This window comes from Acinetobacter sp. CIP 102136 (genome assembly GCF_000369685.1).
In the GTDB taxonomy this organism is placed as follows: Bacteria; Pseudomonadota; Gammaproteobacteria; order Pseudomonadales; family Moraxellaceae; genus Acinetobacter; species Acinetobacter fasciculus.
In genome coordinates, this window is sequence record NZ_KB850140.1 from 307,572 (window position 1) to 322,283 (window position 14,712).

General features: G+C 47.2%; 12 protein-coding genes. 2 read left to right on the top strand and 10 right to left on the bottom strand.

What is annotated here, in order from left to right:
* Window positions 1–5 precede the first annotated feature (5 nt).
* Complete coding sequence (gene infB, locus F893_RS01675; RefSeq protein WP_004281106.1) at window positions 6–2,714, top strand: translation initiation factor IF-2; 2,709 nt, start codon at window positions 6–8, stop codon at window positions 2,712–2,714.
* Entirely contained in the window at window positions 2,714–3,118 is a 405-nt protein-coding gene (locus tag F893_RS01680) for a ribosome-binding factor A (RefSeq protein WP_004281108.1), read from the top strand. Before infB ends, F893_RS01680 begins: the two co-directional genes overlap by 1 nt.
* 87 nt (window positions 3,119–3,205) lie before the next feature.
* Here the strand turns inward: F893_RS01680 and F893_RS01685 are convergent, their stop codons facing one another.
* From F893_RS01685 to F893_RS01730, 10 genes are all read right to left on the bottom strand, one after another.
* Window positions 3,206–3,607: a Na+/H+ antiporter subunit G gene (locus F893_RS01685; protein ID WP_004281110.1), complete on the bottom strand. Its 402-nt coding sequence runs from the start codon at window positions 3,605–3,607 to the stop codon at window positions 3,206–3,208.
* Between the two features lie 10 nt (window positions 3,608–3,617).
* The gene (locus tag F893_RS01690) at window positions 3,618–3,893 is read right to left on the bottom strand and encodes a monovalent cation/H+ antiporter subunit F (RefSeq protein WP_004281111.1); all 276 of its coding nucleotides are present in this window, start codon (window positions 3,891–3,893) and stop codon (window positions 3,618–3,620) included.
* Window positions 3,890–4,408: a Na+/H+ antiporter subunit E gene (locus tag F893_RS01695; protein ID WP_004281112.1), complete on the bottom strand. Its 519-nt coding sequence runs from the start codon at window positions 4,406–4,408 to the stop codon at window positions 3,890–3,892. The genes F893_RS01690 and F893_RS01695 overlap by 4 nt, the downstream gene beginning before the upstream one ends.
* A complete protein-coding gene (locus F893_RS01700; protein WP_004281113.1) occupies window positions 4,408–6,216 on the bottom strand; it encodes a monovalent cation/H+ antiporter subunit D in 1,809 nt (602 codons plus the stop codon). The genes F893_RS01695 and F893_RS01700 overlap by 1 nt, the downstream gene beginning before the upstream one ends.
* Window positions 6,216–6,581: a Na+/H+ antiporter subunit C gene (locus F893_RS01705; protein ID WP_004281114.1), complete on the bottom strand. Its 366-nt coding sequence runs from the start codon at window positions 6,579–6,581 to the stop codon at window positions 6,216–6,218. Before F893_RS01705 ends, F893_RS01700 begins: the two co-directional genes overlap by 1 nt.
* Before the next feature lie 4 nt (window positions 6,582–6,585).
* Window positions 6,586–9,423 (bottom strand): monovalent cation/H+ antiporter subunit A, encoded by a 2,838-nt coding sequence (locus F893_RS01710; RefSeq protein WP_004281115.1) that lies wholly within the window; start codon window positions 9,421–9,423, stop codon window positions 6,586–6,588.
* 435 nt (window positions 9,424–9,858) lie between these two features.
* Window positions 9,859–11,241 (bottom strand): ATP-binding protein, encoded by a 1,383-nt coding sequence (locus F893_RS01715; protein WP_005249706.1) that lies wholly within the window; start codon window positions 11,239–11,241, stop codon window positions 9,859–9,861.
* A 41-nt stretch (window positions 11,242–11,282) separates the two neighbouring features.
* A complete protein-coding gene (locus F893_RS01720) occupies window positions 11,283–12,785 on the bottom strand; it encodes a UvrD-helicase domain-containing protein (protein ID WP_004281118.1) in 1,503 nt (500 codons plus the stop codon).
* A 15-nt stretch (window positions 12,786–12,800) separates the two neighbouring features.
* Complete coding sequence (gene hisIE / locus F893_RS01725) at window positions 12,801–13,583, bottom strand: bifunctional phosphoribosyl-AMP cyclohydrolase/phosphoribosyl-ATP diphosphatase HisIE (protein WP_005249708.1); 783 nt, start codon at window positions 13,581–13,583, stop codon at window positions 12,801–12,803.
* A gap of 237 nt (window positions 13,584–13,820) precedes the next feature.
* On the bottom strand, window positions 13,821–14,708 hold the full coding sequence (locus tag F893_RS01730) for an SDR family NAD(P)-dependent oxidoreductase (RefSeq protein ID WP_005249710.1): 888 nt from the start codon (window positions 14,706–14,708) through the stop codon (window positions 13,821–13,823).
* Window positions 14,709–14,712: the final 4 nt, after the last annotated feature.

Consider the following 14,712-nt stretch of genomic DNA (forward strand, 5'->3'; position numbering starts at 1 on the left):
AGTATATGACGGACAAGTCGATTAAAGAGTTAGCCCTCAATGTGGGTAGTCCAGTTGAGAAGCTCCTAGAGCAGGTTCGTGAGGCAGGTTTACCACAGCGTAAAGCTGACGATATTATTACCACCGAACAACAAGATAGCTTGATGAGCCATGTGAAAAAGTCACAGGGTTCAGAAAGCCAAGCAGGGCAAATCACGTTGAAACGTAAAACGACTAGTACGGCTAAAGTAGCCAGTACTTCAGGTAAGGCGAAAACGATTAATGTAGAAGTTCGCAAGAAGCATACATTTGTTAAGCCGGATCCAGAGCAGATCAAAGCAGAAGCATTGGCGAAAGCCAAGGCTGAGCAACAGGCCAAAGCTGCGCCTGAGCAGAATACAGCACAAGCTGCTTCTGCTGAAGCTCCAAAAACTGGCGTAAATAACGCGAATAAAGCTCTAGAAGCGATGCGTGCTGCTGCAAAGCAAACCAGCGACAAGCAAGAAGTTTCTAAAGCTGCAGTTGTGGTAAAACGCAAATCAACCAACAAGCCGATTGTGAAGCAAGTTGTTAAACCAACTGAAACCGCTGAACAGAAAAAGGCACGTGAAGCAGAAGCAGCAAAATTAAAAGCTGTTGAAGAAGCAGCACGTCGTAAAGCGGCTGAAGAAGCGCAGCAACGTACGCTTGAACAAATGCGTCAAATGGCGTCTAAGTACACCGCGGAAGATACTGCTGCAACGATTCGTGTTGTTGATGATTCTCCTCTGGCTGCCGGTCTTGTTGGTCAGGCATATGAAGACTCATTTGCGAAAGAAGACCGCGAAATCAAACGTGGTACGAATACGCCGAGCGCGCGTGCACCGAAAAAAGGTGGTCGTCGTGGTCAGGAAGAGCAAAGCTTCAGCAAACAGCCTAAGCGCGGTTTAAAAACCAGTCAAGGCAACAAGCACGGCTTCGAAAAACCTGTGAAAAAACAGGTTTACGATGTTGAAATCGGTGAAACGATTGTCGTTGCTGACTTAGCTGCGAAAATGGCAGTTAAGGTTCGTGAAGTGATTAAATCACTCATGAAAATGGGTGAATTGGTTACTCAGAACCAGGCGATTGATCAAGAAATTGCTGCACTTGTTGTGGAAGAAATGGGCCATAATCCGGTACTGGTTTCTGATACACAAGCTGAAGATAACTTGCTTGAAGCAGCTGAAGAAGCACGTGGTGCGCAATCTACGCGTGCGCCTGTTGTTACCATTATGGGTCACGTTGACCATGGTAAAACATCGCTGCTTGACCGTATTCGTCGTGCAAAAGTGGCTGCTGGCGAAGCGGGCGGTATCACACAGCATATCGGTGCTTACCATGTAACTACTGATAAAGGTATGATTACATTCCTTGATACTCCGGGACACGCAGCATTTACTGCAATGCGTTCACGTGGTGCGAAAGCAACAGATATCGTGGTTCTGGTTGTTGCAGCAGATGATGGTGTAATGCCACAAACTGCAGAAGCAATTGACCATGCACGTGCTGCAGGTACACCAATCATTGTTGCAATCAACAAGATGGATAAAGAATCTGCTGATCCAGATCGCGTATTGAATGAATTGACTGTGAAAGAAATCGTGCCAGAACAATGGGGTGGTGACGTTCCAGTGGCAATGGTTTCTGCACATACTGGTCAAGGCATTGATGAACTTCTTGATATTATTTCGATTCAAGCTGAACTTCTAGAGCTTAAGGCATCTGAAGAAGGTGCTGCACAAGGTGTCGTAATTGAAGCACGCGTAGATAACAGCCGTGGTGCAGTAACATCTATTCTGGTTCAAAACGGTACATTGAAAGTAGGTGATCTTGTTCTTGCCGGTTCATCTTATGGTCGCGTTCGTGCGATGACGGATGAAAATGGTCAGCGTATCAAATCTGCAGGTCCTTCGATTCCAGTGGAAATTCTGGGTCTTCCAGAAGCGCCAATGGCAGGTGACGAAGTTCTTGTGGTCAGCGATGAGAAGAAAGCACGTGAAGTTGCCGATGCGCGTATGGATCGTGAACGTCAAAAACGTCTTGAGCGTCAATCTGCAATGCGTCTTGAAAACATCATGGCGTCTATGGGCAAGAAAGATGTGCCTATCGTAAATGTTGTGTTGAAAACTGACGTACGCGGTACCTTGGAAGCCTTGCATGTAGCACTTGCTGAGCTTGCGACTGATGAAGTTAAAGTACGTATCATCGGTTCTGGTGTAGGTGCGATCACTGAGTCTGACGTGACACTGGCTGAATCTTCAGAAGCAGTTCTACTCGGCTTTAACGTACGTGCGGACAACGCTGCGCGTCAAAAAGCAGATGCAGACAGTATCGACATTCGTTACTACTCAATCATCTATCAATTGATTGATGATGTGAAAGCAGCAATGAGCGGTAAGCTTGCACCAGAACATCGTGAAACGATTCTGGGTGTTGCACAAGTACGTGAAGTATTCCACTCAAGTAAGTTTGGTGCGGCTGCGGGCTGTATGGTACTTGAAGGCGTATTGCATCGTAACAAACCGATTCGCGTATTACGTGATGATGTGGTTGTGTTCCAGGGCGAGCTTGAATCTCTTCGTCGCTACAAAGAAGTGGTTGAAGAAGTTCGTGCCGGTATGGAATGTGGTCTTGCGGTGAAAGGCTATAAAGACATCAAAGCACTTGATAAGATCGAAGTGTACGATGTTCAACTGATTAAACGGAGTCTTTAATGGCGGGTAGTCAACGTCTGAAGCGTATGGCGGATACAGTACAACGCGAGTTGTCAGAACTGATCCGTCAGGAGCTGAAAGATCCACGCTTAGGTGGTCTCGTGACCATCTCTGCGGTGAAGGTGAGCCCAGACCTGGGATATGCGGAAGTTTATGTCACTGTGATGGGACGTGAACTTGGCGATGAGCAAAGCCAAGAAGCCAATAAAGAAACTTTGGATGTGTTGAACAAAGCATCTGGTTTCTTGCGCCATGAGCTGAGTCGTCGTATCAAAACCCGTATTACGCCTCGTCTACGTTTCCATTATGATAAGACCAATGCATATGGTAACTATATGTTTGGTCTGATCGCTGAAGCAGTGAAGGACTTACCTGAAGCTGAAGCAAAAAAAGATGATGAATAAGTCTTAGGACTAAAAAAGCTACCTTCGGGTGGCTTTTTTTATCTCTAGATTTTTTTAGATTTAAAAGAACTTGAATTGCTTGCTCAATTAATCGAAATCATCATTACGATTGATTTTCTTTTCATAAAAGGTACGACGGCGTGAGCGCTGCCAAGGCAGAGGGCGTTCCAGCGTTTCCGGAACCTCGCCACTCAAAGAGCGTAAACGCAAATGTAATGCAGCCTGTGCCATCAGATTGGCAGATACCGGTGCGGTAATGAAGGCGAACAGGGTGATGAGCACTTCAGCAAAACCGAAACGGCCATATATGGCCGAGAACAGAATTGAGGCCATCAAAAAGCTGCCCAGGCCCAAAGTACTGGATTTGGTCGGGGCGTGCAGACGCATAAACAGATCGGGCAGACGGACCATACCGATCCCGCCGACCAACATAAAGAAAGCACCAATCAATAAAAAAATCGACACCAGTATTTCTAAAATTAAGGACATTTAAAAACTCCTAGTCGATCACATGGCCAGTGGTGAAATAACGTGCCAAGGCTGTAGTCGAAACAAAGCCAAGCATCGCAACCAGTAAGGCCCCTTCAAACAGGAAGCTGCTACTCCAGTAAATCCCTAAAATGACAATCAGACAGGTGGCATTCAGGAACAGGGTGTCGAGTGCCAACAGACGATCCACGATAGAAGGGCCAGTGATGAGTCGGATCAGGCAGAGTAACATCGAGACAGTGATAGCACCTAGGCAAATCATTAATGCATAAGGCAGAATAGTCATGCTTTTTCTCCTGTCTGTGCGCTGAAAATTTCAATCAGAGGCTGTTCGTAGCGCTGTTTGATTGTTTCGATTTCTGCTGCTTCATCCTCTGTGCTTAAGGCATGAACCAGAATATCACCACGATCCTGATCAATGCCTGCAGATACTGTACCGGGCGTTGTGGTAATGATCATTGCCAGCAAGGCATTGACTTCCTCATGCTCGGTTTCCAAAGGCACGCGAAACCATTTTGGATGCAGGTTCTTGGTTGGACCAAGTACCAGTTTTGCGACTTTAATATTGGCTACTACAATATCCCAAACCACGACAAAGAAAAGGCGCACGGCAGGAGCCCACTGGATATTCGGGGTATAGTCAATAAAAGGTGCAACCATTTTCGGAATGACAATCGCCAGAACCAGCGCGAAAAGCAATGTTCCAGCTTCCAGATTATGTGCCAGTAGAATCCAGCTTAGCCCAACGATCACAGAAACTAGCGGATGCGGGAACCAACGTTGCAGGAATGATACAGCCATTAAGGTCCCTCCACCGGTTTAAGTTGATTATCATCATATCTGTTTTGTTCAACATACTGCTGATCAATCTGGCGTTGCTTGAATTCAGAAATATTTTCACCTTCCAGAGTGGCTTCCGAAATCGTATAAGGAACCAGATGTGCATTCGGATCGACTGTCTCACCACCGTACTTGGTTTCAGGTAAATAGCTTGGATCAAAAGGTTGCACACTAATAAACTGGCCTTCTGCATCGCGTTTTAACAAGGCAGCTTCATAAACCGGATTATTTTTAATCTGTTCCGCAGTCTGATAATTATATTGATAGATCGGTCCGGCAAACACCACATAGGCAGTCAGGCCAGCAAGCAATAGATAGATTACACGATCATTACGTGCCGGTGCCTTACTTGGTAAAGCTTCATATTTGTGAAAATCTTCAGAATTAAGGTCATCCTCAGGTCTGGTCGAACGCCAGAACAGCACGAAACCAACCCTGGTAAAGGCCAGAATACTGAGGAAGCTTACCAATAAAATGGTCAGGATAATAATCATCTGATAGTCTGAATTGGCAGAAGCCTGCAAAATAAAGACTTTACCGAAGAAACCACTAAACGGTGGCAGGCCTGCCATCATCAAGGCAATGATGAAATAGACAATCGAAACCAGCTTGTTCTGTTTCATCAGTGGCGCGATTTTAAAATGATCCTTAAATTCGCCGCGCTGTGAGGTAATCCAGCCTGACAGGATATAAAAGGCTGCGCCAATCAGGGTACTGTGCACCATATAATACAATGCACCGGCCCAGGCTGCAGTCGTATTCATACCGATTGCTACCAGAATTGTTCCGACTGAAGACAGCACCATAAAGCCGATAAAACGGCGCAGACGTTCTGTGCCGATTGCACAAATCACGCCATAAACCGACGTAATCAGACCAATCACCAGCAGGCAATTCATCAGAATCTGGTGGCTGTATTCATCATCAAAAACAGTTCCATTAATCCGTAAAATTGCATACACCCCGACTTTGGTCATAATGGTAAAGAGTGCTGCCACAGGTGTGGTGGCTACGGCATAGGTTTTGGGTAACCAGAAGCCGAGCGGTAACATCGCTGCTTTAATTCCAAACACGACAAACAGCATTAATCCACCAGCAACCGCCAGCTTGTGCTGATCTTCAGCGAGGGTAGGCATCAAGCGGGCCACATCTGCCATATTCAGACTGCCGACACTGCCATAAATCATCCCGAGTCCAATCAGGAACAGGGCAGAAGCAAACAGGTTGATGGTGACGTAATGGATTCCCAGCTGGAAACGGGCCTTGCCTTGTCCATGTAGCAGTAGTACATAGGATGCCATCAACAATATTTCAAAAAACACGAACAGGTTAAACAGGTCACCGGTCAGGAAGGCACCGGTCAAACCCATGAGCAGGAAATGCACCATGGCATGGAAATAACGCCCACGCATATCCCATTCTTTACTGGCATACCAGAGCACCGGCACTGCAAGGGCATAGGTCAAAACCAGCATCATCGCAGAGAGCTGATCGAGAACCAGTACAATACCAAAAGGTGCGACCCATTCGCCCAGCGTATAAACATTGATCTGACCCTGACTACTGTCTACTAAATAGCTGACAGCAATGATCAGGCCCAAGATACTCGAGACATAGCTGATACCCCGACGCCAGGGCTGACGCCAGTCCGTCGCCAGAGAGCCTGAACCCGGGTTGCCTAAAAGAACCAGGACAAAAGCGGTAAAGGCCGGTAAAAGAATACTGAAAATAGGGGTATGTTGATTCCAGAAATTGAGAAGATCAGTCATTAAGGCTCATCCTCGCGCGGGTCAAGATTTGGTATTTCTTCTTTGGAGTCAACGTGGTCTGTTCCTGATTCGTAGCGGCTACGCAATGCCAGTTGGACAATAAAGGCAGTGGTGGCAAAGCCAATCACGATGGCTGTCAGCACCAGTGCCTGAGGAAGGGGATCGGTCACTTTCGAGGCTTCAGTCAATACTGCAGGCGAATTCATCTGAATTCGGCCCATGGCAAATAAAAACAGGTTGACTGCATAACCAATCATGGCGAGACCCAACACCACCGGGAAGGTACGGGCACGCAGGATCAGATAAATGCCTGTGGCTGTCAGCAGGCCAATCGCAGAGGCTAATAAAAATTCTAAACTGATCATTCTATTATCCTCTTGGTACGGGGCCAGTCATGCTTGAGTGACGTGAATCGCCCAAGACCGAAATCATCAGCATGGTCGCACCGACAACAGTGACATAGACGCCGACATCAAACAGTGCAGCCGAAGCCAGATGCATTTCTCCAATGATGGGCGGAGAGACATAAATATGTGCACTGGTCAGGAATGGACGTGACCAGAACCAGGCCGCGATTCCGGTCAACCCTGCAATCGTTAAGCCGATCCCGATCCAGATTTCATACAGGCGACCGGATTTGGCGCCAAGCAACTGTTCGGTTTTGTCCTGTCCCACTGCAATATATTGAATAATAAGTGCCAGTGAAGTCACTAGTCCGGCAATAAAACCACCGCCCGGCAGGTTATGGCCACGCAAAAAGATATACAGGCTGACCACCAGCGCGACCGGCAAAATCCAGGATGCGGTAATACGCAACATCAGCGGGGATGGGTTAAAACGATAGGTCAGGCCCTGAGTCATGGTGGTACCATGCGCACGCATGCCATCCATCAGGCTCAGAACACCAATCGCCGCAATGCCGAGTACAGTAATTTCGCCGAAGGTATCGAAACCACGGAAATCGACCAGAATCACATTCACCACATTGGTGCCGCCGCCCAGAGGAATGGACTGTTGCAGGAAGAACCATGAAATGGAATTGTGATCACGGGTCATGATCAGCCAGGCAATTGCCGCAATCCCGAGACCGCCGCCCAAGGCAATAATGGCATCACGCCAGCGACGGGTCGGACTCGATTCATACGGTGTTAACTGAGGCAGTAAAGATAAACTCATCAGGAGCAGAACCGTGGTGACCACATCGACCGTAATCTGGGTCAATGCCAGATCGGGCGCCGAGAAGCCGATAAAGACCATGGTGACGACCAGGCCGACTGCACCGCTAATGAGTACCGCTTTAATCCGCTCATGATGGAACCACAACAGCATCCAGCAGGAAGAGAACAGCAGTAACCACAGGATAATCGCCAGGGCAGGAGCATGGGTCAGCTCGCGCGTACCTGTACCCACCGCATTGCTGAGTAATGGGAGCCCCACCAGCCCGACGGTAAAAATTACAATCCACAATAAATAGCTTTGTAATTTGCCATTTTCAGTGGAACGGCGGAAACGACGTGAATTCAGCAGCAAATTTTTCAAAAATAGATCGAACAGCACCCGGCCCTGTAAGCGACCCAGTTTTGGATCCAAGTCGATTTCACGTAAGACGCCACCTTTGGCGAGAGAAAAGTAAAAGATTGTTCCGCCGAGCAGAGAAATCACACTCATCAGAAGGGGCAGGTTGAAACCATGCCAAAGCGCCAGATGAGTGCCTTCAAAGGCAAAATTCTGGGTGGTGGCTTGAGTAGTGCTGTTGACAATTTTTTCCACCAGAAGAGCCGGTAATAGACCGACTAAAATACATAAAATTGCTAACAAAGTGGCCGGTGCGCGCATACCAAAGGCAGGTTCATGTGCATCTTTATTCGGGACCTGCTTGCCTAGCGGACCATCGAAAAAGACTCCATGCACCAGTCGAATGGAATAAGCCACCGCAAAAATCCCGGCCAGTGTCGCGACAATAGCAGAGCCGACCATAAGTGGACCACTTAAACTGGCGACCAGTTCGGTAAAGAACATTTCCTTAGACAGGAAACCATTGGTCAACGGTACACCCGCCATGGATGCTGCCGTGATCATGGTCAGCGTGGCGGTAAATGGCAGTAATTGCCATAGGCCAGACAGTTTACGTAAGTCACGAGTCCCGGATTCATGATCGATGATGCCGGCAATCATAAACAGTGCCGCTTTAAAGGTGGCATGGTTAATAATATGGAAAATCGCTGCTGCAACAGCCAATGGTGAACCAATCCCGAGCAGACACATGATCAGACCTAAATGGCTGATGGTGGAATAGGCGAGCAAGCCTTTCAGGTCTTCCTTAAAAATGGCAAAGAAGGCGGCCATGCACAGGGTAAACAGACCAACAAAGGTCACAATATTATGAAACAGTGCAGCACCGGCAAAGATCGGGAGCAAACGTGCGACCAGGAATAAACCGGCTTTGACCATGGTGGCCGAGTGCAAATAGGCAGAGACCGGTGTCGGTGCAGCCATGGCATTGGGCAACCAGAAGTGAAACGGGAACTGCGCACTTTTGGTAAAGGCGCCGAGTAAAATCAGCAACAAGGTTGGAACAAATAAATGATGCGACTGAATCTGTTCAGTCATCATCAGGATTTGGTCAAGCTGATAAGTGCCGGTGATTTGACCGAGCAGGACAAAACCGCCCAGCATCGCCAGACCACCCATTCCGGTAATGGTCAGAGCCATACGCGAACCACGTTGCGCCGCTTCGTAATTGCTCCAGTAACCTACCAGCAAGAAGGATGAAATACTGGTCAGTTCCCAGAAAACCAATAAGATAATCAGGTTATTCGACAATGAAATTCCGAGCATCGCCGCCATAAACAGCATCAGCAGGAGATACAGTTTGCTCAGTGAATTTTTTGGATTGAGATAATAATAGGCATAAATATAAATCAGGGTGCCAATTCCGCTGATCAGCAAGGCAAACAGCAATCCCAGAGAATCCAGGCGAAAACTGAAATCAATGCCGAGCTGGGGCAGCCAGGACCAGGTCTGGGTCATCACTGCACCATCAAAGATGGCAGGCGCCTGACTCAATAATAATAAGAAACTGCTGAGGCTGACACCAATTGCCCCTAAAGCCGTTACCCCGCGCGAAAATTGCTTCAGCCACGAGACAAGGGTTGTGCCTAATACTAACGGTAACAATATAATAATCGGCAGCACACTCGTATCCATTGTCATGATTTAGGTTTTGACCAACCTAAGGTGAATCTTTATCTTTCAAGGACTACAGGACCACAAGGAGCGACCCAAACTTCTCAACCTTGAAAGCCAAAAGAATATTCAAAAAGAATATAAAACAGTTGTATTGCGCAACTTATAAACGATAGCAAATTCCGATTTTACAATGAAATTCGCAAATAAAACCGATCATATTACAGGATAACAACAACATCAACGTTTTTATGTAGAACTTATAAATTATACGCCGGCTCGGTTTTAACAGGCGCTGCATGCTTAAACAGATCATCTAGAAGTGACCGAAAATTAAGATTAAATTGCAGGCATTGATTGTAAATTTGACTCAAAACAGTTCAATCCTAGCAAAACAGAATGCTGGAAAGGCTTCCTTGTTTACTCAAACAGTCGCTCTTATTTTTTTGAATCTGTTTAGAGCGACTGAGGTAGCGTCGGATGATGCTCCTGAGCAAGTAAAGCGAGCAATTCTTGTTGCTGTTCCGGATTGAGCTGTTCCCGGATCATTTGCAATACTGCAAGCAGTGTGACGGGTTCGGTGACCGTTTCCAATAAAGTATCTTCGGAAGATAGGTCTTTATTTCGCTGCAATTCCAGCTCTGCGTAGATCTGATCAAACTGGGTTTTCATACTTTCAAGATGAATGGGGTGCAGCTGTTTATTTTCCAGTTTCAGACATTGAAAGCCTTGCGCCTGTTCTAGTAATTCAGGCCGGTTGCCGGTTGCAATAATCTGCAAGTTAGGAAAAGCCTGATGCAGGCGTGACAGGATCACTGCTGCCATCTCCTGATCCAGTTGATGATCAATTGCATCAATCAACAAAACGCCTGTACCTTCCTGGCAAGGGAATAAACTGTTGGGATTCAACAGACAAAGACGCCGCACAATATCACCCACCAGTGCAATCCAGTTGCGGATACTGTTGGGCAGTTGCTGGAAGCTAAAGGTCTGTTGCTGATAGGTCACCATCAGTTGCAGCTTGGGTTGGTATTTTAAATAAATCTGGCTGACTTCTGGCAGGATCAGCGACAACGCCTGTTTTAAAGCGCTGAGATTCGGTGCATGCAGATGTGCCTGGGCTTTCTCGATCTGCCGGGCCAGTTCATTTCCTCGAATGTTCTCAGGCTGCTGCAAGGCACGCGCCAAAATCTGGTTCATAACCTTGGCACTTTGCGCATTTTCAATATCACTGATTTCACGAAACCATTCAAAAAAACGGGCAAAAGTGGTGAAAGGAATCGCAGCTATTTCATAAGCATGTGCAGACTGGAGAATGACCGGATTATTTTTGCTGAGCAGATTGACTTCATTGGTAAAGCGTTCAGCCGGATAATAGGCAATTAGCGGCAAACCGAGCAGGGGATCGTGCAGGCGGGCTTTGTGATACAGGCTGAGCACGCTTTCAAGCTGTGAGGTTTCTGCTTTGCTAAAGCCCAGACCCTGACTGTTTAGGGTCTTGTAGATTTGCCATGAACAGCTTTGTAGGTTCGCAGGCTCGGACTGACTGGATTCTGGCAAGCTGCCCATCTCTTCAGGAAAACCAATCCGGATATCGATTTTGGATTGCAGCCGGGTTTGCATGATGTCCTGATCTTGCATCACCAGACCCGCGGCACGGCTGTCGCGATAACGGGCTGCAAACCAGGTCAGTGCCTGATAGCTAAAACGTAAAAGCGTGGTTTTGCCAGTTCCCTGATTGCCTAGAATCAAGGTGACCGGGCATTGCGGATAATTAAACTGGAGCTGAATGTCGGGAAAATGCAGGGTGTGTTTCAGTTGAAGCGCTTGGATGTGCATAGATCACCTGTCCTATGAGGTTTACATCCATGCCATGCACTTTAACCAACTGCCTGCCGAAGCGACTGCGGCATTTTGATTTTCAGTTGCTGAATCAGGTCATAAATGTGATGAATATTTAAACTCACTTTAGCACGTGTACAGGCCACGTAAAGTAATCTTAATTCTTCATCACTAATTTTATGGTCTTTTTCATTCAGCTTAAACTGATAGTCATCTTCAATATGAACCCGATCCCATTCCAGACCTTTGGCCTTGTGCGCCGTGGAAATAATATAGTCGGCCTGGGCAATTGGGGTGATTTTAGCCAGAGCTTTTTTTAGTGGATCAGTCCCATGTTCGTCCACCAGTTTGACCAGTGGCTTGATGTCACTGCCTTCATTGGTTTCACAGTATTCATGGACATCATGCCAGGAGTTAAACCAGGCCAGTTCCGGCACATCAACCACACGTTTACCCTGTTTCAGCATGGCAGCCGCATCGACAAAACGATTCAGTTTGACATGGTCGGCTTGCAGGCTGACTTTATCACCACGAACTAAACCTGCTAATAACAGTTCCATGGCGCGGGCATTAGTCCGGCATAAAATTGCATCCCGCATTTTGGTATGCGGTTTATTCACGACTTTAGAATCTAACAACGGATTGCCGAGTAAAGGCACAGTTTCATTTAAGGCACCTAAAATGGCATTGGCATTCAGGGCAATTTCAGGACCGAAACGAAATGAGGTGGTCAGACGTGATTCAGGTAAAGGTAGTTGCTGCATGGCATTCACTGCACCACGCCAGGCATAAATCTGCTGATGCGCGTCTCCGACATAAATCACCTGGGTGCTGCGCTGTTTCAGCAAAATTCCCAGCATTAAGGGATCAGCATCCTGTGCTTCATCGAATAGCACATAATCGGCCGGAATATTCGGCTCAGAAAGTGCCCAGAGTTTCAGGTAAATGTCATGACCGATACCTGCCTGATGATTTGGATCAATCGACTCTAACCAGCGCCGTTCGACTGCCGGATAAAGTTTCTTCTGTAAAGTCTCGATATCATCCGGATGCAACCAGCTCGGCGCCTGAATATGCCGTGGGGCAGGGTATTGCGAACTGGTCGAGCAGAAATAGCCGACCGCATTGGCAACCAAACTTGCCAGACGCGAAGGCATCAAGACATATTTTTCATAACGCCCACCCATCATACGGCGCATGGTCATCGGTTCAAGCCGGTATTCTTTGGCAATAAAACTTGGACTCAAGCGTGGCAAGCGCAGTTTGTCGGTGACTCCACGTGGAACACTGCGAAACGCCAGCGAGTGAAAAGTACGGCAATCGACACCCCGGTGAAACTTGGCCTGTGCTTCACTGGCAATGGCCTTGTTAAAAGCCAGATACATGCCACGTCTTTGTGGCATGGCATCACTGATCATTTGCAGGGTCGTGGTTTTACCTGTGCCTGCATAGGCAATCACTTTAAAGGATTTGCCCAGACGTGCGTTATCAATGGCAGTGGCCTGCTCATAGGTCGCGGTCGGTTTTTTTAAATCAGACACAGATGAATTCAAGGCTTAATGCTGACGGTTGGCTTTTTCGACCAGACCGGACAAGCCTTGGCGGCGTGCCAGTTCATTTAATACCAATTGCACATCCAGGTCGAAATAACCCAGCATCACGATGGTATGGAACCACAGATCTGCCACTTCATAGATCAGATCATTTTTATGGTCTGCCGAAGCATCCTGATCAAAGTCTTTGGCTGCCAGCACGGTTTCAAAGCTTTCTTCACCGACTTTTTCCAGAATCTTGTTCAGGCCTTTATGATACAGCTTGGCCACATAAGAGGAGTCCGGATCGGCCTGTTTGCGTTCTGCCATCATCTGGCCCAGATAAGACAGGACTACGACCTGCTCAGATTGCGCGGTTGACGCTTGCATCGCCAGCGTATGCGGATTCGTGGATTTTTCACCATAAATCGCAGACGGATCTTTCAGCTGTGCATCGACAATTTCCCAGCCCATTGGCGTGAGCTTGCGATAGAAACATGATTCACGGCCGGTATGGCAGGCAATACCACCATGCTGTTCAATTTGCAGCACAATCACGTCGGCATCACAGTCCAGACGGATTTCATGTACGGTCTGAAAATGTCCTGATTCTTCGCCCTTATGCCATAACTTGTTACGTGAACGGGAGAAATACACCGCCTGATTTTTTTCGGCAGTTAAAGCCAAGGCTTCACGGTTCATCCAGGCCACCATCAACACGCGTCCAGTTTGATGATGCTGGGCAATGGCAGGGACTAATCCTTGTTCGTTAAATTTTACTTCATCGAGCCATTGCGCGTTGTTCATAAGGGTTTCCATCATTTCAATCAAAATATAAAAATACGGATAGGAAATATCCGCTGATAGTGTACGTGATCTCGCAGCATTTGCGGCAAAAATCTGTATCGATCAGGACAGGCTGTGTCGTGGTTTTTTAAATCAGTTCACTTTATTCCATATCTTGCAAAACTGAGACATAGAAAAGCCGCCCGGTCGGCGGCTCGCATTTCCATTAAATTATTCGTATGAAAACCGTATAAAAAATTACCAGTGTTCGCCCGGGAACAGACGTGCATATGCTTTTTGCACCAAGTTTAATTTTTGTGGTTGGCCCACAGATGCAGTTGAACTTGGGAACAGGTTATAGCCAATCGACATCAAGACATTGTTGATATCCGGTGCAATTGAATAGGTAATGGAAGCCAGGCGGCCCAAACCGGTCGCCACTTTTTTCGAACGTTTCACAATCGCATAGGCAATCAGGTCAGCCGCCTGTTCTGGGGAAAGCGTCGGTACATATTTATAGATTTTGGTCGGCGCAATCATCGGGGTACGCACCAAAGGCATATAGATCGATGTGATTGCGATTTTATGTGAATGTACTTCTGCAGACAGGCAGCGGCTAAAGGCATCCAGTGCAGCTTTTGAAGCGACATAGGCTGAAAAACGGGTGGCATTGGCCAGTACGCCAATCGAACTGATGTTAATAATATGACCCGCGCGACGAATCATCATTTGCGGCAGGATATTCATCACCAGACGCACCGCGCCGAAATAGTTCAGCTGCATGGTACGTTCAAAATCATGAAAACGATCTACCGACTCATGTACGGCACGGCGAATCGAACGTCCTGCATTATTGATCAGAATATCAATATGATCGACTGAGGCAATAATCTGTTTGGAAACTTCATCAATCGCTTCCATATTGTTTAAATCACATGGAAAGATTGAGGCTTTGCCGCCTTTGGCTTCAATTTCTGATTTTACTTGTTCTAGGGTTTCCTGAGTACGGGCCACCAGTAAAACATGGGCACCTGCATCAGCCAGTTGATGTGCTGTCGTTAAACCAATACCGCTGGATGCACCGGTAATCAGGACGGTTTTACCTGCAACACGTTTTTCCAGTTGTTTGTGTAGTCTAGTTTTCACGTTT